Annotated in this window: 19 protein-coding genes and 1 riboswitch; of the genes, 6 read left to right on the forward strand and 13 right to left on the reverse strand. The window is 42.4% G+C overall.

From position 1 onward, the window contains the following. Nucleotides 1-12 precede the first annotated feature (12 nt). Together M1F25_RS05730 and ftsP are read left to right on the forward strand one after the other, a co-directional pair. A complete protein-coding gene (locus M1F25_RS05730) occupies nucleotides 13-747 on the forward strand; it encodes a 1-acylglycerol-3-phosphate O-acyltransferase (RefSeq protein WP_136134329.1) in 735 nt (244 codons plus the stop codon). A 352-nt stretch (nucleotides 748-1,099) separates the two neighbouring features. Next, entirely contained in the window at nucleotides 1,100-2,515 is a 1,416-nt protein-coding gene (ftsP, locus tag M1F25_RS05735; RefSeq protein WP_004257690.1) for a cell division protein FtsP, read from the forward strand. 67 nt (nucleotides 2,516-2,582) lie between these two features. On the opposite strand, the gene M1F25_RS05740 is transcribed toward ftsP, so the two are convergent. Further along, nucleotides 2,583-3,197, reverse strand: a complete 615-nt coding sequence (locus M1F25_RS05740; protein WP_004257687.1) for a LysE family transporter — start codon at nucleotides 3,195-3,197, stop codon at nucleotides 2,583-2,585. A gap of 238 nt (nucleotides 3,198-3,435) precedes the next feature. Here M1F25_RS05740 and folA point away from each other — a divergent pair, with 238 nt between their 5' ends. Continuing rightward, nucleotides 3,436-3,930, forward strand: coding sequence for a type 3 dihydrofolate reductase (folA, locus tag M1F25_RS05745; protein ID WP_004257684.1), 495 nt, complete (start codon nucleotides 3,436-3,438; stop codon nucleotides 3,928-3,930). Between the two features lie 73 nt (nucleotides 3,931-4,003). Here folA and apaH read toward each other — a convergent pair whose 3' ends face one another. From apaH to lptD, 6 genes are all read right to left on the reverse strand, one after another. Beyond that, nucleotides 4,004-4,831, reverse strand: a complete 828-nt coding sequence (apaH, locus tag M1F25_RS05750; protein ID WP_036958002.1) for a bis(5'-nucleosyl)-tetraphosphatase (symmetrical) ApaH — start codon at nucleotides 4,829-4,831, stop codon at nucleotides 4,004-4,006. Nucleotides 4,832-4,833: 2 nt separating this feature from the next. Next, on the reverse strand, nucleotides 4,834-5,211 hold the full coding sequence (gene apaG, locus M1F25_RS05755) for a Co2+/Mg2+ efflux protein ApaG (RefSeq protein ID WP_004257676.1): 378 nt from the start codon (nucleotides 5,209-5,211) through the stop codon (nucleotides 4,834-4,836). Nucleotides 5,212-5,229: 18 nt separating this feature from the next. Continuing rightward, nucleotides 5,230-6,039, reverse strand: coding sequence for a 16S rRNA (adenine(1518)-N(6)/adenine(1519)-N(6))-dimethyltransferase RsmA (rsmA, locus tag M1F25_RS05760; RefSeq protein ID WP_004257672.1), 810 nt, complete (start codon nucleotides 6,037-6,039; stop codon nucleotides 5,230-5,232). Beyond that, a complete protein-coding gene (pdxA, locus tag M1F25_RS05765; protein WP_144139821.1) occupies nucleotides 6,036-7,028 on the reverse strand; it encodes a 4-hydroxythreonine-4-phosphate dehydrogenase PdxA in 993 nt (330 codons plus the stop codon). The genes rsmA and pdxA overlap by 4 nt, the downstream gene beginning before the upstream one ends. Further along, entirely contained in the window at nucleotides 7,012-8,331 is a 1,320-nt protein-coding gene (gene surA, locus M1F25_RS05770; protein WP_181489444.1) for a peptidylprolyl isomerase SurA, read from the reverse strand. The genes pdxA and surA overlap by 17 nt, the downstream gene beginning before the upstream one ends. Before the next feature lie 192 nt (nucleotides 8,332-8,523). Beyond that, nucleotides 8,524-10,899: an LPS assembly protein LptD gene (gene lptD, locus M1F25_RS05775; RefSeq protein WP_153674097.1), complete on the reverse strand. Its 2,376-nt coding sequence runs from the start codon at nucleotides 10,897-10,899 to the stop codon at nucleotides 8,524-8,526. Between the two features lie 178 nt (nucleotides 10,900-11,077). Between lptD and djlA the strand changes: the two genes are divergently transcribed. Continuing rightward, entirely contained in the window at nucleotides 11,078-11,893 is an 816-nt protein-coding gene (gene djlA / locus M1F25_RS05780) for a co-chaperone DjlA (RefSeq protein ID WP_004257658.1), read from the forward strand. A gap of 444 nt (nucleotides 11,894-12,337) precedes the next feature. Here djlA and rluA read toward each other — a convergent pair whose 3' ends face one another. The 6 genes from rluA to thiB all read right to left on the reverse strand — a co-directional run bounded on the left by rluA (nucleotide 12,338) and on the right by thiB (nucleotide 22,122). Then, complete coding sequence (gene rluA / locus M1F25_RS05785) at nucleotides 12,338-12,991, reverse strand: bifunctional tRNA pseudouridine(32) synthase/23S rRNA pseudouridine(746) synthase RluA (protein WP_181489446.1); 654 nt, start codon at nucleotides 12,989-12,991, stop codon at nucleotides 12,338-12,340. Between the two features lie 144 nt (nucleotides 12,992-13,135). After that, a complete protein-coding gene (rapA, locus tag M1F25_RS05790; RefSeq protein ID WP_094961107.1) occupies nucleotides 13,136-16,042 on the reverse strand; it encodes an RNA polymerase-associated protein RapA in 2,907 nt (968 codons plus the stop codon). 377 nt (nucleotides 16,043-16,419) lie between these two features. Further along, nucleotides 16,420-18,771, reverse strand: coding sequence for a DNA polymerase II (locus M1F25_RS05795; protein WP_181489448.1), 2,352 nt, complete (start codon nucleotides 18,769-18,771; stop codon nucleotides 16,420-16,422). Nucleotides 18,772-18,834: 63 nt separating this feature from the next. After that, nucleotides 18,835-19,545: a thiamine ABC transporter ATP-binding protein ThiQ gene (thiQ, locus tag M1F25_RS05800; protein ID WP_181489450.1), complete on the reverse strand. Its 711-nt coding sequence runs from the start codon at nucleotides 19,543-19,545 to the stop codon at nucleotides 18,835-18,837. After that, nucleotides 19,538-21,142 (reverse strand): thiamine/thiamine pyrophosphate ABC transporter permease ThiP, encoded by a 1,605-nt coding sequence (gene thiP, locus M1F25_RS05805; protein ID WP_181489452.1) that lies wholly within the window; start codon nucleotides 21,140-21,142, stop codon nucleotides 19,538-19,540. Before thiP ends, thiQ begins: the two co-directional genes overlap by 8 nt. Beyond that, on the reverse strand, nucleotides 21,118-22,122 hold the full coding sequence (thiB, locus tag M1F25_RS05810) for a thiamine ABC transporter substrate binding subunit (RefSeq protein WP_136134320.1): 1,005 nt from the start codon (nucleotides 22,120-22,122) through the stop codon (nucleotides 21,118-21,120). Before thiB ends, thiP begins: the two co-directional genes overlap by 25 nt. A 58-nt stretch (nucleotides 22,123-22,180) precedes the next feature. Next, a riboswitch (TPP riboswitch) is annotated at nucleotides 22,181-22,278 on the reverse strand. A 112-nt stretch (nucleotides 22,279-22,390) separates the two neighbouring features. On the opposite strand from thiB, the gene rppH reads away from it, so the two are divergent. Both rppH and ptsP read left to right on the forward strand, forming a co-directional pair. Continuing rightward, nucleotides 22,391-22,924, forward strand: coding sequence for an RNA pyrophosphohydrolase (gene rppH / locus M1F25_RS05815; RefSeq protein WP_004257639.1), 534 nt, complete (start codon nucleotides 22,391-22,393; stop codon nucleotides 22,922-22,924). Nucleotides 22,925-22,927: 3 nt separating this feature from the next. Then, nucleotides 22,928-25,174: a phosphoenolpyruvate--protein phosphotransferase gene (gene ptsP / locus M1F25_RS05820; RefSeq protein WP_110591272.1), complete on the forward strand. Its 2,247-nt coding sequence runs from the start codon at nucleotides 22,928-22,930 to the stop codon at nucleotides 25,172-25,174. The last annotated feature ends 2 nt before the right edge of the window (nucleotides 25,175-25,176 follow it).

A 25,176-nucleotide genomic window follows, 5' to 3' on the forward strand; every position in this document is an offset into this window, starting at 1 on the left:
TTTGGGGTTAGTATGTTAGCGCTTATTAGAGCGATCATTGTTATTATTTATACGATTGCGGTGTGTGTAGGGGGCGGGATTTACTGTCTATTTAGCCCTCGTAACCCAAAACACGTAATGACATTTGGTCACATGTTCGGGCGGTTATCAGTCGTTTTTGGGATTAACATTATAAATCGTGTACCCGAGAAAGCTAAGAGCTATGGCCCGAGTATTTATATTGGTAATCACCAAAACAATTACGATATGGTGACTATGTCAAATGGGGTATTACCAAGAACGGTAACTGTTGGTAAAAAAAGCTTGGTTTATATACCTTTTTTTGGCTTTTTATATTGGATAACGGGTAATATTTTAATTGACCGCGCTAATCGCTCTAAAGCCCATAACACAATCACGCAAGTTGCTGACCAGATTAAAAAACGTAAAATTTCTGTGTGGATGTTTCCTGAAGGTACTCGCAGCCGTGGTCGTGGTTTACTGCCATTTAAAACGGGGGCATTTCATGCAGCGATTGCAGCAGGGGTACCGATTGTGCCTGTTTGCGTTTCTAGTACACAAGGTAAAATTAAGTTAAACCGTTGGAATAACGGTACTGTCATTATTGAAATGCTAGACCCTATCGATACATCGCTTTATAGCCGAGAGCAAGTGAGGGAATTATCTGAGCATTGCCATGCTTTAATGAAAGCCAAAATAAAAGAACTCGATCTCGAAGTCGAAGAAATGGCAAAACAAGGCAAATAACCTAATTCATTGAATTTATTTAAAAATGGGCAATATTTGTATATTGCCCATTCTTTTAGGTGGAATACAGCATAAATTGACTTTATTGTTTCCTACCTGTCTTATTTCCTTTTTTAATTACTTACCATTACTATTTATAATCTTATTAATTATATTTTTACACATTTGCTAGATATTTTTAGAATTTAGCCTTTTTTCGCGATATCATGGCTTACAAATTATTGCGACCTTAAATTGTTGTATCTAAGTTGTTATATTGCTGGGTCCAATCATAAATTAGCCATTTTATAGGCTGAAAATCTACAATACTAAATAATAAAATGCGCTGGAATTTTTGTTTAGCGGAGAATTTATGTCATTCAATCGATGCCAAGCCCTGATAGCGGCGGGGGTGGCTCTATGTTTGTCCTATGTGCCAATTTATGCAAATGCAGAGGGGGCGACAGCTTTACCTGTGCCACCATTATTAGAATCACGGTCTGGACAGCCATTATTTTTAACATTACAAAAAATTCATTGGTCTTATGATGGAAAATATTCAGCCGATATTTGGGGAGTAAATGGTTCTTCCCCTGGGCCGACAGTCAAAGTAAAAAATGGCGATGACATTAAGCTTATTTATAGTAATCGCTTACCTGAAGCCGTTTCGATGACAATCAGCGGGTTGCAAATACCAGGAACACAAATTGGTGGAGCGGCAAGGTTAATTTCACCTAATGCGGACTGGTCTCCAGTGATCCCGATACGTCAAAATGCAGCAACGCTTTGGTATCATGCAAATACTCAAGGGAAAATGGGCGAGCAAGTCTACAATGGTTTATTGGGGATGTGGATCATCGAAGATGATGTGACGAAAAACCTGCGTTTACCTAAACACTATGGTGTTGATGATTTTCCTGTCATTATTCAAGATAAGCGTTTAGATAATTTTGGCGTCCCTGAATACAAAGCCGATGAAAACGGGTTTTTAGGCGATTCATTACTGGTTAATGGCGTACAAAATCCATACATTGAAGTTTCTCGAGGGTGGGTACGTCTACGATTATTAAATGCGTCGAACTCCCGTTATTATGTAATGAAAATCAGTGATGGTCGTCCATTTTCATTGATTGCATCTGATCAAGGGTTATTAACTGTACCTGTTAGTGTTCAGGAACTCCCATTAGCACCGGGGGAACGGCGTGAAGTCTTGATTGATATGGCGAAAACGCAAGAGTTAACCATTACTGCGGGCGAGTCGGCTACCTTTATGGACCGTTTAAAAGGGCTATTTGAACCATCGAATAGCTTAATTTCAACCAATGTATTAACTATCAAGGCAACTGGATTAATGTCATTGGTAACGGATGGTTTACCGGCACAATTAGTTGAAGATAAAACGCAAGTCACATCCAGTATTACACAACGTAATATTCACCTTAATGATGGTTTTGGTATTAATAATGCGACTATTGATACAAACAGGGTTGATTTCTCAAGCCGCCAAGGCAATTGGGAACGTTGGGTTGTGACGACGAATGAACCGCAAGCATTTCACATTGAAGGTGTGCGCTTTAAGGTCTTAAACCGTAATGGTAAACCAACACCGCCAGAAGATTATGGCTGGAAAGATACTGTGTGGGTTGATAGCCGAGTTGAATTATTAGTTCAAATGATGCAACCGTCCTATAACCATTTCCCGTTCTTATTTTATAGCCACAATTTAGAGAAGGCGGATTTAGGGTCTGTAGGGCAGTTGGTTGTTGCACCGCAAGACACCATGCAATAATTCGTATTACAACAATATTGAATATCCAATAAGCAGGCATTTAGCCTGCTTTAGGTTGTTGACAAAGCTAGCTTAGCGCCACTCGAATACCAAAGGCGATTAATACAACGCCGAGAACCTTATCAACGTATTTTTGCACCTTTGCCAGGCCTTTTCTTACAGGGGCACTTTGGATTAAAAATACTAAAATAGGCCAGTAGATGACGGCTAAACCCCAAATAATAAAGGCAAACCACAGCTTTTCGCCAACAGTGGAATTAATATCTAGCACTTGGGTAAAAACCGCTAAAAAGAACAGCGTGGCTTTTGGGTTTAATACATTACAGAGAAAACCTTGCATAAAGGCTTTTTTGAATGAAACAATTTCGTGTTTACTGGTTGTTAGATCAACGCTATGGCCGGATTGCGGAAGTAAGCTTTTGACACCGATCCAAATTAAATAGGCTGCACCCGCGTATTTTAAGATATTAAACAGCCAAGGCGTAGTTGTAATCAAGACAGCGAGGCCTGCAACACAGTAAGACATATGCAAAGCGATAGCGACTATCACACCACATGCAGACATTAATGCGGCAGAGCGTTGATAGCGTGCTGAATTTTTAACAATCAAAAAGAAATCTGGCCCTGGAGAAAGCATACCGAGTGCAGCGATGGTCGCAACCATAATACTCGTTTCGTACATGTTATAATCTCTTTTCCCGTTCAATGTTGGTAAATAAAAATGACCTGCTAATGACACTCACATTTAGACTGGTCTTAGAGGGTTCATTTTGTTTTTAAATGTTATTTTTAGTCATAAGTTTATCAATTCGAGTATAAGTGATTCAAACCTGTTTAAGGAAGTTTAAATTTAGTCGACGAAGCAATTCTCTTTCCGTATAGTGTGCTCAATTTTTATATCTTGTTTCTAAGGTGAGTAGATGAATATTAGCTTAATCGCAGCAATGGCGATCGATCAGGTTATCGGCATGGAAAAAGCGATGCCTTGGAATTTGCCGGGGGATCTAGCGTGGTTCAAACGAAATACGTTAAACAAACCGGTTATCATGGGCCGTGTTACCTATGAATCAATTGGGCGCCCATTGCCACAACGTGTGAATATTGTATTAAGTAGTGCTCCTGGTACTGATTCTGATGTTATTTGGGTAACGTCAATTGAAGAAGCATTGGCTGCAGCGCAAGCAATTGAAAATGTTGAAGAGGTGATGGTAATTGGCGGTGGTAAAGTTTATCAACAATTTTTACCGCTAGCGAATAAATTATATTTGACTCACGTTGATGCTGAAGTTATCGGAGATACTCATTTTCCGGCTTATGAGCCTGATGAATGGGATTCTATTTTTACCGAATACCATGAAGCTGACGAAAACAATACCCATGGTTATTGTTTTGAGATCTTAACTAAAAGAGACTAATTTTTAGTTAGAATGCAAAAATGGCGCTTAATTGCGCCATTTTGCTATAACTTGCAATTAACTAGGCAAAAAATTACTCTTTACGGCTTTTTTGATATGACTTTTGCTGGTGGTACTGCTTAGTTTCCCAATGGAATAGCGTTAATTCCCCTCCCCAGCAGCAACCCGTATCTAAAGCATAAACGTTATCAGGAGTGCATTTCCCTTCAAGGGATGCCCAGTGACCAAAAAACACTGAGTAATCCTCAGGAATTTTACTGGGTAGATCGAACCAGGGTTTTAGCGGAGCGGGCGCTTTTTTAGGGTTTTCCTTGCAAATCATATCTAGCTGTCCGTTTGGAAAACAGTAGCGCAGGCGTGTTAAGGCATTGGTACTAAAACGCAAACGAGCTAGCCCCATTAAGCTTTCAGACCAGTTATTTGGCATGTCACCATACATGGAGTCGATGAATAATGGATATGCATCACTAGACAGCACGGCTTCAACTTCCCTTGCACACATTCGTGCTGTTTCGATATCCCATTGTGGTGTTATACCTGCATGAGTCATCAAGATCTTTTTTTCTTCATCAATTTGTAATAAAGGTTGGCGACGTAACCAATTGATCAGTTCGTCAAGATCAGGTGCATGTAATAACTCATCGAGGTGATCTTTCGGCTTGTTACGACTAATTTTACAGTAAATTCCTAACAGATGGAGATCGTGGTTGCCAAGCACTAAACGTGCGGCAGAACCAAGGCTTTTTACATAGCGTAAAACTTGCAGTGATTCAGTTCCGCGGGCAATGAGATCGCCTGTTAACCACAGTGTGTCTTTGGTTGGATCAAAATGGACGCTTTCCATCAAGTCACGGAGCTCACGATAACAACCGTGAATATCACCTACTAAATATGTCGACATAATTAATTAATCAGTGTTGGGATAGCAAGACGAAAAGCAGGGATATCAACGTGGAAACTGTCCCCTTGTGTGCTTATCATCACATAATAACCTTCCATTGTACCCATTGGTGTTTCAAGGATTGCGCCACTGGTATAACGGTATTCTTTTCCTGGTGGGATAAGCGGTTGTTCACCAACCACGCCTTCACCTTGAACTTCGGTCTTATGGCCATCACTGTTAGTAATGAGCCAATAACGGCTCATTAATTGAATAGGCTCTCGTCCTAAATTACGAATGCAGATAGTGTAAGCAAACACATATCTCGCAATATCGGGTTGAGATTGGCTTTCTATATAGACACTCTGAACTTGGATGCTTACATTCGGCTCATTAAGCATAGTGCCTCCTTCAACAGACTATTCTGAACGGTTAGAGAGATAGTTTGCCATTTTACAATATTGTTCAACAGAAATATTTTCTGCTCGGGTGCTTAAATCAATACCCAGTTCTGTTAACTCTTCAACGCTGAATAAATCCCCTAAACTATTACGAATCGTTTTACGGCGTTGGTTGAAAGCTTGTGTGGTAATACGGCTTAAAAATTTAATATCTTTTACCGGATACGGGTTTTCACGATGAGGAATCAACCTAACAATGGCTGAATCTACTTTTGGCGCTGGTGTAAATGCGGTTGGTGGTACTTCCAACACAGGCACCACGTTGCAATAATATTGCGCCATAACACTCAAGCGCCCAAAGGCTTTGCTACCTGGTCCTGCAACCAGACGATTCACCACTTCTTTTTGTAACATGAAATTCATGTCAGAAATAGAATTGGTGAATGTGAATAAGTGAAACATTAACGGTGTGGAGATGTTGTAAGGCAAGTTACCAAAAACGCGCAGGGGCTGGCCCGCTTGTTTGGCTAATTCACCAAAATCTACTGTCATTGCATCTTGCTGAATGATAGTCAATTTATCTTTTAGTTGAGGATGAACGTGTAAACGTGCAGCAAGGTCACGGTCAAGTTCAACTACGGTCATTTTATCGATTCGGCTACCGACAGGTTCGGTTAAGGCACCTAAGCCGGGACCAATTTCTACAATGGACTGACCTGGCAGCGGGTTCATGGCATCCACGATGCTGTCGATAATAAATTGGTCAGTTAAAAAGTTCTGCCCGAAACGTTTGCGGGCAAAGTGCCCCTGATGGACTCGATTATTCATGTATTCTTAGATGTCATTTGGATAGCTAACTTTAATGCGGTGATAAAACTTCCCGCATCAGCATGACCCGTCCCCGCGAGCTCAAGGGCTGTCCCATGGTCGACAGAGGTACGGATAAAAGGCAGGCCGAGAGTGATATTTACTGCTCTGCCAAAACCTTGGTATTTTAACACAGGAAGGCCCTGATCGTGATACATTGCTAACACTGCGTCTGCATGGTCTAAATACTTAGCTTGAAATAGGGTATCTGCAGGCAATGGCCCAATCAAATTAATCCCTTTTGTACGTAGGCTTTCAAGTGCAGGCTCTATAGTATCAATTTCTTCGGTACCCATATGGCCGCCTTCTCCTGCATGTGGATTTAAACCACAAACATAGATGGCCGGTTTTTCAATACCAAATTTGGTTTGTAAATCATGGTGTAAAATGGTGATGACTTCATGAAGGCTTTGTTGGGTAATAGCGGCCGACACGTCCTTGAGTGGCAGATGCGTTGTGGCTAATGCAACACGCAGTTCTTCGGTAGCTAGCATCATAACAACGCGTTCACAGCCACTTCGTTGTGCAAAGAATTCCGTGTGACCACTAAATGACATGCCTGCATCATTAATAATCCCTTTATGTACGGGACCTGTTACAAGCGCTGAAAATTCGCCATTTAAACAGCCGTCACATGCTTTTGCTAAGCTCTCCACAACATATTGGCCATTATCAACATTAAGTACACCTGCCTTTGCAGGCGTTACTAAATGAACAGGTAGAACGGATAAGTGACCTGCAGGCTGTTCTTCATTAATTGAATTGGGGGAATATTCAGTTAATGTCAGAGGCAAATTTAGCGCTTTGGCACGCTGGCGTAATAAATCAGGATCGGCACAAGCAACCAACTCAACAGGCCATTGCTGTTGAGCTAGCTGAATAAGTAGGTCTGGACCAACCCCGGCTGGCTCGCCGGGGGTGATAACAACAGGCTTAATTTGTTTTTTCATCTGTAGATTGGCTGTCACGACCATCAACTATTTTCACGTAAGCAGAAGCGCGTTGTTCTTGCATCCAGCTTTGTGCTTCTTCGTTAAATTTACGATTAAACAGTAAACGGTAAGCTTGATCTTTTTGCGCCGCGTCTGTTTTATCAACGTTGCGTGTGTCTTCTAATTGAATTAGGTGCCATCCAAAGTTTGATTGAACAGGTTGGCTTAATTCACCTTTATTCAGTCTCATTAGCGCATCGCGGAAAGCTGGGTCATAGATATCAGGCATATTCCAACCTAATTCACCGCCTTTTAACGCACTACCTGGGTCTTCAGAGTTTTCTCTTGCTGCATCTTCAAATGAGATTTTGCCTGAACGAATTTCCTGAGCAATTTTGGTTAATTTTTGTCTTGCCTGTGCATCATCCATAATTGGTGATGACTTAATCAAGATGTGGCGTGCTTTCACTTCTGTGACAGAAATAGGTTGGCTGCCACCACTGACATCGTTAACACGTAAAATATGGTAGCCGACACCAGAGCGAATAGGGCCGACAACATCACCTTTTTTCGCATTTTTCAGTTGTTCAGCAAACACAACGGGTAATTCTTGCAGGCGTGACCAACCCATATTACCGCCTTTCAGTGCTTGAGGATCTGCTGAATAAGCGATAGCTAACTTACCGAAATCTCCGCCTTTTTTCAGTTCAGCTAAAATTTTATCCACTAATGCTTCAGCGGTTTTTAGTTGTTCCTGTGTTGGATTTTCTGCTAACGGAATCAAGATATGGCTTAAATTAACGCCCATCTCATAATTTGCTTGTGAGCTCATTTGTTCAGCAAGAGAATCAACCTCTTGAGGTAAAATGGTCACTCGGCGGCGAACTTCATTGTTACGCACTTCAGCGATCAGCATCTCTTTACGAATTTCGCTACGATACTGATTCATATTGATGCCATCAGCGGTTAAACGTTGTTGCATTTGCTGTAGTGTTAAACCGTTTTGACGAGCGATATCAGTAATAGTTGCATCCACGGCTTCATCTGGAATATTGATTTGCATTTGGCTAGCCATTTGCAAAATGATGTTATCCATAACGAGACGCTCAAGGATCTGATGACGCAGAGTTTGATCATCAGGCACCTGTTGACGTGCGTTCTGAGCATTCAGTTTTACTGTGTTGATCATATTCTGGACGTCACTTTCCAGCACAACACCGTTATTGACGACCGCAGCCACTTTATCCATTTGCTGAGGCGCAGCCAAAGCAGTGGAGCTTGCGAACATCAGTCCCAGAATAAGCGTTCTCCAATTCTTCATAATGGTCCTATAAATATTGACTTTGATTCCGCAAAAGCGGGCTAATCTCTTTTTACTCGTCATACTTCAAGTTGCAGTGTTGTTGACTGCGCTCACTCGCACTAGTCACATACTTGTGTATGCTCCTAGCGACTCAATCACTTGTCGCCTAACTGCCCCTGAGTTATTGACAGTAACTCTATGTTATTTTTATCAGAAAGCACGTTGATAAGGCATAATGCCACTTTCTAACATCTTCTGACTACCTAAACTATGATTGTTATTTAGGCCTCTAAGTTCCACATTGATTGACCATTTATTATCATATTCACTGCTGAACTTCTCTTTTTGCCAACCAACTATCTTACGTTCATAGCCAAGATTGACCGCCCAGCAGCAAGTATTGTATTGCAAACCAACAAGTTGGCTCGCAGGTTGCTGTTGTTTGGTATCATAATAATATGAGCCCACAAAACCCCAGCGCTCGCTTAATGGCCAACTAACTACAGTACCCACCTGTGAAATACCACGTTGGTATTCAGGCAGTGTATAGGTATAGCCGCCATTCGCAGTATCTTCACGACGGAAGGTCGCTTGAATATAATCGCGGTCAACGAAACGGTAGTTCAACTGAACTAAACGATCGGCATCTAAACGGTATTCTGCAACCGCATTCCCCATGGTGACATTACCGAGGCGGCGGTCATATTGTAAACCACCACGCAAGCCCCAGTTATCATCAATTCGCCACATAGAGTCGGTGGCCCACAATAATGAACCAGTGTTACTTTTATCATCAATTGGGCGATTTGAATCACCCGCACGTGGGCGTTCGAAATAATAAATTTGACCTACTGAGAAATTAAACCGCTCAGCTAAAGCATCATCATACACGCGGGTTGTAACACCTGTGGTGAACTGGTTTGCAGAGGCGATACGGTCAAGGCCACTGTAAATTCGGTCACGGAATAAACCGCTATAGTCTGACTGCAACAATGAAGAGTCAAAGTTATTGATATTATCTTGATCTTTATACGGAATATATAAATATTGGACACGTGGTTCTAATGTTTGAACGAAATCACTACCTTGGAAAAGGTCTCGTTCGAAGACAACTTTCGCGTCACTTTTAAACATTGGCAGAACACGAGTCACATTTTTTTCTAAGCTTTTATCTGTATTTGAGCGTGGGATATCTTGGTCGTAATGAGTCGCATACAATTTGATGCTGTTATTCATATTTGCCCAGCCATTAGATAATGGCAGGTTTACTTCTGGTTCGATGTGTAAGCGAGTTGCATCAGGGTTATTTTTCCCCACACTAGTAAAACGAGCAGCTTGTGCGTAAGTATGCACATCAAAGGCACCTAAATTATTTTTATAATAATTGAAGTCCACTTGTGGCTCTGCTTTATAAGCACGTTTGTTGGGGTTATCAGCAAAAATTTGGAATTGTTTGTGAGTAACTTTTGCATTCCAGTTTGTATCTGAATAACCTGCACTGAATTTTTGCGTAGCGTAGCCATCAGTGGTGCTACCATACTGGGAACTAAAGTCAGTGAAATAGCTAGGGTCGCTCACTTTGGTATAGTCAGAGCTGAAGTTCCAGTGTTCCGCGTAAGTCCCAGAATGGCGCCAATAGAATAACCAACGGTCATCACTATCACGGTCTTCACGCTTACCACGTTCTTTGTCCTTGATATAAGCTCGGTCATGATTTAGAAAATCAAAGGCCACGGTGCCTGTACCGGGAGCAATGAGGTAACGGAATTCATTGTTTAATTTTACACCACGGTGGGTCATAAACTGTGGGGTAATCGTGGCATCGTAGTTTGGCGCAATATTCCAATAATAAGGTAATGAGAACTCTAGCCCATCGTTACTTGAATAGCTTCCCGTCGGAATTAAAAAACCGGAACGGCGTTTATTACCAATCGGCAATTGCATATATGGGCTATAGAAAATAGGCACGTCACCCACTTTAAAACGTGCATGCCAAATTTCAGCCACTTCTTCTTCGCGGTCGATAATCACTTCAGAGCCCGCAACGCTCCAGCTATTATTGCCGGGTAAACAGGTCGTGAATGTGCCGTTTTCCATAATAGAGTAACGGTTTTCACCACGCATTTTCATTTTTGTCGCGTCACCACGTCCCTGACGGCCTACCATCATGTAGTTACCATCATTTACATCAGTGTTTTTATTATCTAAGTTAGACCACGCAGAAGGGCCTTTTAAGATAATTTGTGGGTCATCGTAGTGAACATTACCCGTGGCGGTTACTTCACGGACAGGCAGCTCACCCGCAGTTTCTGTTTGCGTGAGTTTAACCTTATCAGCGGTTAATGTTTGGTTCCCTTGTTGAATATCGACATTACCTTCATATTCAACAAAATTCGGGTATTCACCACGGACATCTTCAGCGGTAATGTGAATCGGCAGGTCGTTAGGGTCACCTTTTACAATCGGTTTTGTGTAAACAGGGACACCCAGCATACACTGCTGTGCAAGGTCAGCATGCGCTTGCTGACTATAAATTGCCGCCCATACCATGGTGGCGAGTAGTGTTGGATAGCTTTTTTTCATCATTAAATATGGGGTTCCGTCATCATTGGCATCGCCAGCAAACGCTCAAAGACTAACTTAGCCAACCACTTTGCGCCAGTATAATGTAAGAAACTTTACGCGCGGGTAGTTATGCATAGAGCTGAATGAATAGTATGATAATGCAAAATTGCATTTTGAGCATTGAAGAATTGAGGGATATATGCACTATTGGGGCAAAATTATTGGCGTTATACTCGCAATCGTCTCTGGATTGGGTTTTTGGGGGGCGCTAATTGGGTTAATTATTGGGCATGGTTTTGATAAAGCATCGATTCAACGTAAATTTGCAGGGAGAATGAATAAGCGTGATCGCCAAATTATTTTCTTTGCTAGCACTTTCCAAATTTTGGGGCATTTAACGAAGTCCAAAGGCCGTGTAACCGAGACAGATATTCAGCTTGCAACCAATTTAATGGACAGAATGCAATTACACGGAGAAACACGAAAAGCGGCTCAACAAGCATTTAGAGAAGGCAAATCCCCTAACTTTCCATTACGTGATGTATTAAAACAATTACGTATGGCCTGTTATGGCCGTTTTGACTTAATTCAGATGTTTCTGGAAATTCAATTACAGGCGGCTTTTGCAGATGGGCAGCTACATCCAAACGAACGAAAAGTATTGTTTATTATTGCTGAGGAATTGGGTATTTCTAAGGTTCAATTTGAACAGTTCTTGGATATGATCCAAAGTGGTCGCCAATTTGGCCAAGGGTACTCTCAGCAGCAATCAGGAGGGTATTATCAGCAATCGAATGGCCCAACCCTCGAAGATGCTTGTAAAGTCCTTGGTGTGTCCCCGAGTGATGACCCAACAAAAATTAAGCGTGCCTATCGTAAATTAATGAGCGAACATCACCCAGATAAATTGGTTGCGAAAGGTTTGCCGCCAGAAATGATGGAGATTGCTAAGCAAAAGGCGCAGTCTATCCAAGCAGCTTATGACTTAGTTAAGAAGGAGCTCGGCTTCAAATAAATTTCCCCGTCATATTTCGCGCCGCAGCGTTGTTGGCTGCGCTCGCGAACCCTAGTCACATACTACTGTATGCTCCTAGGAATTCGCTCTCTTGCCGCCTAGCTGCATCACGAACTATTTAGGGGAAATCAGGCTAACGAAGAAAAACCAAAAATCTCGCTTTGTTGTCTTCATTCATGAACCCTAGTCACGTAGTTATCTACGCTCCTAAGGATTTGCTCTCTTGCCGCCTAGCTGCAACACGAACTATTTAGGGGAAATCAGGGGAATAATTAAAATGGATTATTTCGCTTCCGTTTTTTGTTGGCTGCGCTCGCGCACCCTAGTTACATAGTTATGTATGTTCTTAGGGTAAAAACAAACGGGAAAATAATCAGCGCAAAAACAGAGTGAGTTAATTTTTGCACTGGTAATATTGAAATCTAATCAATCGATTAGAGACCGTTAAAAATCCGGTGGGCAGGTAAAATGCATTGGCGTGCCGTATTCAGGGTGGGTGATGTATAATTCCTGAGCATGTAATTGTAAGCGAGTAGCTAGCGTTTTGGCCTCATCGTGTGCATAGAAGCGATCACCAAGGATAGGGTGACCTAATGCTAACATATGGACTCTAAGTTGGTGCGAACGACCCGTAATAGGGGAAAGCTTTACGCGAGTGGCTTGTTCTTCGTATTGTAAAACTTGGTATTCAGTTTGTGCTGATTTCCCTGTTTCGAAACACACTTTTTGCTTAGGGCGGTTTGGCCAATCACAAATTAGCGGCAAATCAACCAAGCCTTCTTCTTTTTCTAAATGACCCCAAACACGAGCAATATAGAATTTTTTCGGCTCACGCTCTCTAAATTGGCGTTTAAGTTCGCGTTCAGCTTTTTTGTGCAGTGCCACAACCATGACGCCACTTGTCGCCATATCTAACCGATGTACGGATTCAGCGGCGGGAAAATCACGCTGAACACGGCTCATAATGCTGTCATGGTGCTCTGGCGCTTTTCCGGGAACAGAGAGTAACCCGCTAGGTTTATTCACCACAATGATGTGAGCATCTTGGTAAAGTATATGCAACCAAGGTTCAACAGCAGGTTGGTAGGGTTCCATCATAACGTGTGTAACTCCGAAGCTTTTAAATAATTTCTCCCTCAGATGAGGGAGAAATAAGTGACTATTTTAGTTTACGCTTACTATAATTCAAATTACTAATAATAAGCTATTTGAATGAGCAACAGCGTACTCACAGCAAGTCGGCTACTGATGAGTTACCACAACTAAACGAATCGCATCTAGTCGCCATGTAGCTTGGTCGATATTAGTCATCAGTTGTTGGCGTTCTTCCTCAATAATATCAAGTTCTTCATCACGGATATTTGGGTTGACCGCTTTTAGTGCTTCTAAACGAGAAAGCTCCAACGTTAGCGCCTTATCAGCCGCTTCTTTTGCATTTTCTATCAATGCCTTGGCTTCTTTTTCGATCATTGGCTCAGATAAGCGTAATACCGAATGAACCTCATTTTGTACTGCATTGACCAGTTTGCTTGCCATATGGCGGTTAATGGCATTTAATTGGCGGTTAAAACTTTCAAACTCAACTTGAGATGATAAGTTATTACCTTTTAAATCAATTAATAAGCGTACCGGAGTCGCGGGTAAGAAACGGCTAATTTGCAGGTTCTTAGGCGCTTGAGCTTCCACAACGTAAATCAGTTCAGTCAATAAGGTGCCAACAGGCAGCGCTTTGTTTTTCAATAAAGAAACCGCACAGCTGCCGGTATCGCCAGATAGCACTAAATCTAAACCATTACGAATAATAGGGTGCTCCCAGCTGATAAATTGCGTATCTTCACGAGAAAGTGCTTGCTCTCTATCAAACGTGATGGTGCAACCATCTTGAGGAAGTCCTGGGAAATCAGGTACTAACATATGGTCTGAAGGTGTGAGGATAATCAGGTTATCACTTTTATCTTCTTGATTAATACCGACAATATCAAAAAGATTGAGTGCAAAGTTAACCAATTCGGTATCGTTATCACCTTCACCAATTTCTTCAGCCAACAGATTGCCAGACTCGCCACCGTTTGAATGCATTTCAAGTAAACGGTCACGGCCTTGTTCCAATTGCAATTTCAAGCTGTCATGCTCTGCACGGCAGGTTTTAATAAATTCATCAAAACCTTCTGTGACTGTCGGTTCAGCCATAAATTGCAGTAATGGTTGGTAGTATTTATCGTAGATAGCTCGGCCTGTTGGGCAGGTATGTTCAAAGGCATCTAAGCCTTCGTGATACCAGCGGATCAACACAGATTGTGCGGTATTTTCTAAATAAGGCACATGAATGCTGATATCACGGCTTTGTCCAATACGGTCTAAACGGCCGATACGTTGCTCGAGTAAGTCTGGATTAAACGGCAGGTCGAACATCACCAACTGGTTAGCAAATTGGAAGTTACGCCCTTCAGAACCGATTTCAGAACATAATAGAACCTGCGCGCCTTCTTCTTGAGAGGCGAAATAGGCAGCAGCTCGGTCACGTTCTAATAACGATAACCCTTCGTGGAACACGGCAGCACGAATCGCTTCGCGTTCACGTAACACTTGCTCCAATTGTAGTGCAGTTGCGGCTTTCGCGCAGATCACTAACACTTTTTCATGGCGGTTTGCGGTCAAAAAGCCCATTAACCACTCAACCCGCGGGTCAAAGTTCCACCACGTGGCGTTTTCACCTTCGAACTCTTGGTAAATTTGCTCAGGGTAGAGCATTTCTTTTGCACGTGTTTCAACGTCTTTTTTACTGCCCATAATACCAGCCACTTTAATTGCGGTTTGGTATTGGGTGGGCAATGGCATTTTTAACGAATGCAATTCACGACGAGGGAAGCCTTTGACGCCATTTCGGGTATTTCTGAACAACAGGCGGCTAGTACCATGGCGGTCCATTAACATGTTGATCAGCTCTTGGCGCGCGGCATTGCCATCTTCACCTTCAAGGTTTGCAGCCTTTAGCAGTGGTTCGATATCTTGTTCTTTGATTAATTCGTTAAGTAAATTTTGCTGGTCATTAGTCAGTTTGTCACCCGACAGCAACAGTGAAACCGCATCAGCAACAGGACGGTAGTTTTCTTGCTCAGCAATAAAGTCTTGGTAATCATGAAAACGGCTAGGGTCAAGTAAACGCAAGCGAGCGAAGTGGCTTTCTTGGCCAAGTTGCTCTGGTGTTGCCGTTAATAGCAAAATAGAAGGAATATTTTCAGCTAATGTTTCAATAACTTGATATTCGCGGCTCGGGGCGGTCTCACTCCACTGTAAGTGATGAGCTTCGTCGACGACCATCATATCCCAGCCCGCTTCAACTAATTGGTCAAAACGCTGCTTGTTACGACGGACGAAATCCAGTGAACACAGAACGAGTTGTTCTGTTTCAAATGGGTTATCACTATCATGCTGTGCTTCACTGTAACGGCTATCATCAAACAAAGAAAAACGCAGATTAAAGCGGCGTAGCATCTCAACCAGCCATTGGTGCTGTAAGCTATCAGGAACAATAACTAAGACGCGCTCTGCACGGCCTGCCATTAATTGCTGGTGGATAATCATCCCCGCTTCAATGGTTTTACCTAAGCCGACTTCGTCAGCGAGTAATACACGCGGATGGTGGCGTTTTCCCACTTCATTGGCAATATGTAATTGGTGTGGGATCAGGCTTGCACGAATACCGCGTAGGCCTGTCGCTTGATGTTTGACTTGCTCGCTTTGGAATTTGCGCGCACGGAAGCGTAAAGCGAAACGGTCCATACGGTCAATTTGCCCAGCAAATAGACGATCTTGCGGCTTATTGAATGTGAGCTTGCTGTCAAGGAACACTTCTCTAAGGCTCACACCGGTTTCTTGCGTATCTAAACGTGTGCCGATGTAAGTCAATAATCCTTTATCTTCTTCAATGCTTTCAACTTGAAGTTGCCAGCCTTCGTGGCTGGTAATGGTATCACCTTCATTAAACATCACTCGGGTAATAGGGGCATCACTGCTAGAGTAAAGGCGGTTTTCGCCACTAGCAGGAAAAAGCAACGTTACCATACGGGCATCAATTGCCACGACGGCACCTAATCCAAGTTCGCTTTCTGTATCGCTGATCCAGCGTTGACCAAGAGTAAATGGCATAGATTTAACTTAATTCCATAAAATTGAGAGTTTATTTTTTAGATTTTTTAAGACAATTTTTATCAGTGTCTTCGCCCAGTGTTGGTGTAGCTCATTAATAGTTACACAAGGAAGAGTTCGAATTATTTTAAAAATAGTCGTTACCTGATGATTAATTATACACATTTAATTATTCAAATTGCAGCAAAGTGAGCACTAAGGCGTTTGCTGGGCTTGTGGCCGAGACAATGAGTCAGTCTATTTGAATTATAATGAGTATTGTTGATTATCACGCATAATTTGTGTAGCCAGACGTGCGAGACACCAAAGGGGCGATATATTAATTCAACCGAAGGCTATCGTCACCTGTTAAAAAAACATCAAAGGTAGAATAAATTTTAAAACAACAGGGTAATTTGCCCAGTTAGCAGGGTATCAAAGTCATCTTGTAAGAAAGGCAAGATAGCATCTGCTATTGGTTTGATTTGCTTGGAAATATAATGTTCGTAATCCGGTTTTGCCGTGATGATTTCCAGCGGTTCAGGCCCTGCCTGAGTGATAATATAGTTTATCCAACCACCATTTTGATATTGCAAAGGGCGCTGTAATTTTAAATTATAGTCATCAGCGGTACGAGCAGCTCGAACATGCGGAGGAACATTTTTTTGGTAATCAGTCAATTTTCGGCGCAGGCGTTTACGGTAAACTAAACGGTCATCATATTGGCCTGAACGAATATTTTGCACATATTCACGAATATATTCACGGTAAGGTTGGCGATAAAAAATACGGGTATAGAGCTCTTTTTGGAATATTTGTGCTAAGGGGGTCCAGTCTGAGCGAATGGTTTCCAGCCCTCTAAATACCATGGTGTCTTTACTCAGCCCTGCATAGCGTTTTTTACTCCCCATTTCAGCACCACGTACCGTTGGCATCAAAAATCGGCGGTAATGGGTTTCATATTCAAGCTCTAAAACCCCCTCTAATTGCCATTCTTCAGCTAAATGTTTTTTCCACCAGCTATTCACGTAATCACGTAAAGCAAAGCCAATTTTTTGCGCTTGCTCTTCATTGTGGGCGTCTCGTAACCATACAAATGTGGAGTCGGTATCCCCATAAATAACTTGGTAACCCTGTGACTCAATCAAACGTTTGGTTGTACGCATAATTTCATGGCCACGCATGGTGATTGATGCAGTCAGTCTTGGGTCAAAAAAACGGCACCCTTCAGCGCCTAGTACCCCAGCAAATGCGTTCATAATAATTTTCAACGCTTGGGATAGTGGCGCATTATGCTCTTTTTTGGCTTTATCCCGTTCTTGCCAGATATGGCTGACAATATCGGGTAAACAGTGGGTTGTACGAGAAAACCAAGCTTGGCGAAAACCAGGAACAGAATATTCAAGGTCTGGATGCGCTAATCCTTCAATCATACCCGCAGGGTCGATGAGAAAAGTTCTAATAATTGAAGGATATAGGCTTTTATAATCCAAAACTAATACGGAGTCATATAGCCCAGGTTGGGAGTCCATGACAAAGCCCCCGGGGTTCAGTTGCATTTTATGTTCCGTCAGGTTGGGAGCGACAAAGCCAAGGCGGTGTAGACGGGGAATATAAAGGTGTGAGAATGCTGCGACAGATCCGCCCATTTTATCAACAGCAAGGCCAGTTACTGTTGAACGTTCTTGCAAGAAAGCCATTAAATCCGTTTTTTCAAAGATCCGATGGACTAAAATACAATCTTGAATATTGTAGTGTGCTAGAGCGGGTTTATCGTGAGCAAAGCGGCGGTTGATTTCATCCATTCGGTCATAAGGGGTATCAATCGCTTTACCTTCGCCAAGGAGTTCTTGAGCGACAAACTCTAAACTAAATGATGAAAAACTCCATGTTGCTGCTTTTAATGCATCAATACCATCAATAATTAACCGGCCTTCAGCAGCGGCAAAAAATACCCCTTGCTTAAAGCCATGCTCTCGCCACTCCAATTTTTTGTTTTGTCGACCAAACAATAATGGGATGCCATAACGCTCAGCATGCTTTTGTAATACTTGTAAGTCGAATTGGATTAGGTTCCAACCAATGATGGCATCAGGGTCATATTGGTGAAGCCATTCATTGAGCTTATGAAGTAATTGCGGGCGGCTATTCACATAGATTAAGCGATGTTCAGAGCTCAATGCAGGCCCTTGTTCTGGCCCTAACATAAATACCACATTGTCACCACAGCCAGACAGCCCTATAGAATAGAGTTCACCATGTTGGCTGGTTTCGATATCAAGGGAAACAGCTTTGATTAAGGGACGGTAGCCTTCGCAAGGTTTTAGTTGAAATTCTCCTTGCTGATTTTGAGAAAACCAGACAGAGGCCGCGATAAAGCGTTCCATTAGATACCGTTCACTTGGGCGAATATCTGTTTCTAATAATTCGACACCCAATTCGTTGCAGCTTTTTTCAAGATTCTGTAATTGTCGATATTGCTGGCAATAAATCGCATAGACTTTTTCGCGTTTAAAATCAATTAATCCAAGGAGCCGGTAGGTAATATTGGGTTGTTCATCTAATAGATGTTTTACTTGAGGGAATTGAGATTCAGCTAAAAAACCAATGGCTTTTTGATAGGGAACAGTGACCTTTTGAGGTTGGTTATTAGTGAGTAGCCAATAAGAGACCTCAACACCGTGGCGGGTGTCTTTCCAGTGACGGCTAAGAATAAAGCCTCTTTCTGCTGGAGCGATAAGTTGGGTCATTAGGCTACTCGCATAAAAAATAGTTACGATAAATATACGCGAATAGTGTGAATTTATACAGTGCTAATTATTGGAAACGCTTATGATACTCAGTAAAGCAGACGCAGCGCTTTGTCCCTGTAATAGGTATTGAGTATCACCATCGTAGGCAATATTACCTTCTGCAATAACCAGTGTCCGCGGGGCAATTTGTAAAGCATCATCAACATTATGAGAAACCATTAACAATGTGATTGATTTTTCTGCACAAATTTCCCTGAGTAATAGCAGCATTTCTCGGCGTAATGCAGGGTCGAGAGCTGAAAAAGGCTCATCAAGTAATAAAATTGGTTGATTGCGGATCATGCAGCGTGCTAATGCCGCGCGTTGACGTTGCCCCCCCGACAGTTGTGCTGGTAACCTATCTAAACATTCACTCAGGCTGACACGGCTCGCCATTTGCTCAACTCGCTGAATTTGCGTTTTATTCAGGCGTAAATTGGGTTGCAGTCCAAGACCAATGTTTTGCCGGATTGTCAGGTGTGAAAATAAATTATTTTCTTGAAATAACATAGAAACAGGGCGCTTAGCTGGAGGGCTAAAAGTATGGTCTTCGCCATTGAGCACAATCGTTCCGCTTTGGGGAAATTGAAAGCCGCTAATCAGGCTTAATAGCGTACTTTTCCCAGCACCACTTGGCCCCATAACTGCCACAGACTCACCAGACTGAACAGAAAAATCAAATGACATTGTCAGGTTGTCGTATTGGTAATCTAGCTGAGTCAATTTAATCATGGTGTTTTCCTGAGATACGTTCAATCAAGCTAAATAAGCAAAAGCAAAGTAATAATAATAACATGGCCGTAACAGCCCCATCGTTTGACCGGTAAGCCCCTATTTGCTGATAAAGATAATAAGGGAGTGTGCGGAAGTTATCATTGCCAAATAACGCGACAACACCAAAATCACCAATTGAGATAACACAAGCAAATGCGAGAGCTTGGGAAATAGGTTTGCGTAATGCTTTAAGTTCAATAAGTTGGAAACGATTAAAACCAGAAATGCCAAGTGATTGGCACAATGGGTTATAGCGCTCAGCGCTGTCTCGCATGGGGTTTTCTAATACTTTTAACGCATAGGGAATGGCTAACAAAGCGTTAGTCATGATAACTAATGGGTAAGGGGATTCAGGTAAGCCCACCGTTTCATTAAAAAAGATAAAAAAACCTGTCGCGAGCACGATACCGGGCATGGCTAAAATAATTAACCCACTAAGTTCTAAGGCTTGCCCTAGACGAGCCGCTTGGCGTAAGCGCAATTCACGGCTGCTCCATAACAACATTAAGGTAAGTACCACGCAGACAGTACCAGCACACAGTGCAATAAACACAGAGGTTGCCGTGGCTTGCCATAAGGCGGGTTGCTGCAATACCGCCCAAAGTTGCCCATTTAACCCATCGAAAATAACCGCGAATAGTGGGGGAAGTAGCAATAACATGGCAGCGACAATGAGCAGCAGGTCACGAATACGACGAAATGCGTTATCAGCGGGGTCAACCCATTGCGCTTGTTGGCTAAACCCCACTGAAAATACACTATTTACTCTATGGCAGATAAACATTAAACCGACACAGAAGAACAGCTGAATTAATGCCAAAATAGTGGCTCGCCCTAAATCAAAATCATAGTTAAGAGCTTGGTAAATAGCCAATTCGATAGTGGTTGCTGCAGGACCTCCGCCCAGAGCGAGCACAGTCGCAAAGCTGGCAAAGCACAGCATAAAAATTAACGCAGCAGTAGGTAATATTTGCCGCCGTAAATAAGGCCATTCTAAAATAGTAAATTGCTGCCACTCATTGAACCTCAGTTGTGCTGCAATTTGTCTCTGCTCAATAGCGATATTTTCTAAAGACTGTAATAGCATACGAGTCGCTAGTGGCATATTAAAGAAAACATGTGCTAGCAAAATGCCTTTTAGGCCATAAGGTGAAAAGGTGTAATTAAATCCCAGTAATTGACAAAGTTTAGCCAGCCAACCCGTTTGCCCGTAAACTGATAAAATACCAAACACGGCAACTAATACCGGAAGAACCAATGTCATTGCACATAGGCGTAAAAATAGAGTTCGCCCAAAAAAACGACGGCGATGTAATGCTCTTGCGAGAAAAATGGCAGGGATCACAGAAAAAATAGCGGATAAAAAAGCCTGCCAAAAGGTAAACCCAATCACATGCCACAAATAGCTATCGCTAATAATGTCAGCCATTGAAATTTCAGGTGCAAAAAACCACAGTGCACCAAAACTAATGAGTGCAACCGTAATCAGTAATCCGGAGGCCAATGCCCCCGGTAGTAGAGACAAATTAATTAGCGACTGACGGCGGTTTGCCATAAACGAGTCCAATTTTGGCGTTCTTTGGCCACTTCTTGAGAACTAAATTGTAAGGCTTTTTCAGGTAGAGGTAACTGGTTGTATACCTCAGGTAAGGGAATATCAATGACCGGATACATCCAGTTTGTTGTTGGCAGGGTATTTTGGAATTCAGGTGTTAAGACAAACTGCAAGAACTGCTTGGCAAGCTCCGGCTGTGGGCTATTTTTCAGCCTTGCTGCCACCTCAACTTGCATATAGTGACCCTCATTAAATAATGCCGCAGCATAGTTATCTTTTTGGTCATTAAGCATTTGATAACCCGGCGATGAGGTATAACTGAGTACAAAATCACCTTCCCCTTTTAAGAACAGGCCATAAGCTTCACTCCAACCTTTAGTTACGGTGAGTGTTTTGCCTGCCATTTTTTGCCATGCATCCGCAGACTTGTCGCCATACAGTTTTTCAATCCACAGCATTAAGCCAAGTCCGGGCGTACTGGTTCGAGGATCTTGGTAAATAATTTTCCAATTATTTTCACTATTTAATAATGCATCCATACTTGTTGGTGGTTGTTTAATTTTATTAGTGTCATATATGAATGCGAAATAGCCATAGTCATAAGGAATGAAGGTTGAGCTATCCCACGAAATAGGCAGCTTCAATGCACTGGTATTAATGTCGGCAGAAGCAAACAGGCCTGTTTTTTCAGCAGAATCTAATAAATTATTATCTAACCCTAAAATCACATCTGCTTTGCTTTTTTTTCCTTCCATTCTGAGTCTGTTTAGCAGGGCTACACCATCCCCCAGCGCCACTATTTTTAATTCACAATCGCACTGCGCTTCGAAATTTTTTTTAATTTGTGGCCCTGGACCCCACTCTGCGGCAAAGGAATCGTAGGTATAAACAGTAAGCGTTGGTTTATCCGCCCATGCTAATTGACTTAAACTGAGTGCACCAAAGGTAAAGAACGATGCTATAATTTTGTTTTTAAACATGCTTTTTCCTGCGCTAAAAGATAGTGACACAGGATTTGAGGAGAAACCGGTGCAGATATGCAGACGGAGGCTCAAATCCCTACGCCGGTATTAACCGGATCAGGTTCTACGGGTTATTTCTCAGCCGAAATAAGTTCGGCACCCCGTTGAGATGTTCACTATTGTAGTGACTTCAGACATATCTGCAAACTGTATTGATATAGGTTTACCAGTTTAGGTATGTGTGAAACAATTAGGCATCTTTCAAATTTGGTTATTGAGGTAGTCTGTGATTGATGATGATGGCTACCGCCCGAATGTAGGAATTGTAATTTGTAATCGGCAAGGGCAAGTTTTATGGGCCCGCCGCTATGGTCAGCACTCATGGCAGTTTCCTCAAGGAGGCATCAATCCTGGGGAATCGCCGGAACAGGCGATGTATCGTGAGCTATACGAAGAAGTCGGGCTACAGCGTAAAGATGTCAGGTTATTGGCATCTACCCGTAATTGGTTACGTTACAAATTACCCAAGCGTTTGGTGCGTTGGGATACAAAACCTGTTTGTATTGGGCAGAAACAGCGTTGGTTTTTACTTCAACTTCAATGCAATGATGCCGATATAAACGTGCAGCGCAGTAAATCGCCAGAATTTGATGGCTGGCGATGGGTCAGTTATTGGTATCCTGTTAGGCAGGTGGTTTCTTTTAAACGTGAAGTTTATCGGCGTGTCATGAAAGAATTCGCTCCCGTAGTTATGCCTTTACAGGAACAAAAATTACCACAACGGCCCTCTTTTAATAACCGTAGGCGTGGAGCAAAGTAGCCTATGTTGACGCGTTTACGTGAAATTGTCGAAAAAGTTGCAATGGCGACAAGTTTGACTGATGCGCTAGAAGTGTTGGTGAATGAGACCTGCAAAGCAATGAGAACAGACGTTTGTTCCATTTATTTAGCTGATCACCCTCGCCAATGCTATTACTTAATGGCAACCCGCGGGTTAAAAAAACCTAGCGGGATTGCTATTCGTCTAGGTTTTGATGAAGGTGTCGTAGGGGCCGTAGGGCGCCAGTCTGAGATGCTCAATCTAGCCGATATTCGTGAACATCCTCAATATAAATTCCTGCCTCAGCTTAAAGAAGAACAATTAAAAGCTTTCTTAGGTGTTCCCGTGGTATACCGTCGCCAATTATTAGGCGTGCTGGTCGTACAGCAACGGGAAAAACGGCTGTTTAATGAAACCGAAGAATCTTTCATGGTAACGTTGTCGATGCAACTCGCCGTGATTTTGTCGCAAGCACAAGCAAAAGGTATTTTTGGGCAATATCGGCAAAATAGAATTAAAGCGATTCCTGTATCACAAGGAATTGCAATGGCTTATGGATGGCAAGATAGTTCCCAACCTTCTTTAGATAGTATTTTTCAAGCAAGCGCTATTGATATCGACAAAGAAAAACAACGCCTTGTCGCCGCCCTCGAAAGTGCTACAGCGGAATGTCGTCGTATTAGTAAACGTTTTATGGCGAGCTCAGCAAAAGAAAGTGCGGCGATATTTGATCTCTACAATCATTTACTGAGTGACCCACAGCTAAAAAAACATCTGTTTGCCGCCATCAATGATAACGCAACTGCTGAATGGGCAGTTAAAACAGTTATTGAAAATTATGTAGAGCAGTTTTCTCGCCTGCGTGACCTTTATTTAAGGGAAAGAGGGGCCGATTTAAAAGCATTAGGTCAACGCTTATTATTTCATCTTGATGATTCACTTACCGCAAATGAGCAATGGCCAGAACGTTTTATTTTAGTTGCTGATGAATTAAGTGCTAGTGTATTGGCGGAGTTACCTATTGAGCAACTTGCTGGTGTGGTCGTGCGTGACGGAGCAACGCATTCTCATTCCGCTATCTTAATCAGAGCTATGGGAATTCCTGCGATTATGGGGGCGGATATTGAGCCTTCGTTATTACATAACCGCCATTTAATATTGGATGGTTACCGTGGTGAGCTCTTTATTGAACCTGAAAATTTAATTGTTCAGGAATACCAGCAAATCATTGAAGAAGAAAATGTTATTAGTCGCTTAGCGGAAGGAACTCTTGAACAAGATGCAACACTTAAAGGCGGCGAACAAGTTCATATTTACCTTAATGCAGGTTTAAGTCCGCGCTACGAGCAACAGATTAACACAGGGGTTGATGGCGTTGGCCTGTATCGTACTGAACTGCCTTTTATGTTGCACAATGGTTTTCCCTCGGAAGATGAGCAAAAACAACTCTATAAAGAAGTTTTACAACTTTTCCCTACCAAGCCTGTAGTGTTAAGAACCCTTGATATAGGGGCTGACAAACAGTTGCCATACATGCCAATTAGCGAAGAAAACCCAAGCTTAGGCTGGCGCGGTATTCGCATCATGTTGGACCAGCCCGAGATTTTTTTAATCCAGCTAAGGGCTATGTTACGGGCGAATATGTTTTCAGGTAATTTACGTATTTTATTACCGATGGTGACCAGTGTTAATGAGATAGACGAAGCAATTTTGCTGATAAAAAGAGCAAGGGACGAAGTGAGTTTTTTATTAAAAATGCCAGTTGAGATGCCCCAAATTGGTATTATGCTTGAAGTTCCTTCTTTGCTATTTCTATTACCGGAAATAAAAAAACGCGTTGATTTTATCTCTATCGGGACTAATGACTTTACACAATATTTACTTGCTGTTGACCGTAATAACACCCATGTAGCGGCGCTATATGATAATCTTCATCCCTCAATTGTGCGCTTTTTAGCAAAAGTAAGTGAAGAGTGCCAACGCCTTCAACTCCCTGTAAGTGTTTGTGGGGAAATGGCAGGGCAGCCACTCAGCGCAATGGTATTAATTGCTCTAGGATATCGCTCCTTAAGTATGAGTGGGCGTAGTGTTCCTCGCATGAAATATTTAATCCGCCAGCTTGACCCAACCTTGATGTCGCAGTTAGTACCGAAGTTATTGGCTGCGGAAACGAGTGATAGTGTCAGGCTAGAGGCGAGTGAATTTATGGAGCAACACCATTTAGGCGGTTTTGTACGTGGTGGGATTTAACT

It is taken from the genome of Providencia sp. PROV109 (assembly GCF_033681625.1).
Taxonomy (GTDB): domain Bacteria; phylum Pseudomonadota; class Gammaproteobacteria; order Enterobacterales; family Enterobacteriaceae; genus Providencia; species Providencia hangzhouensis.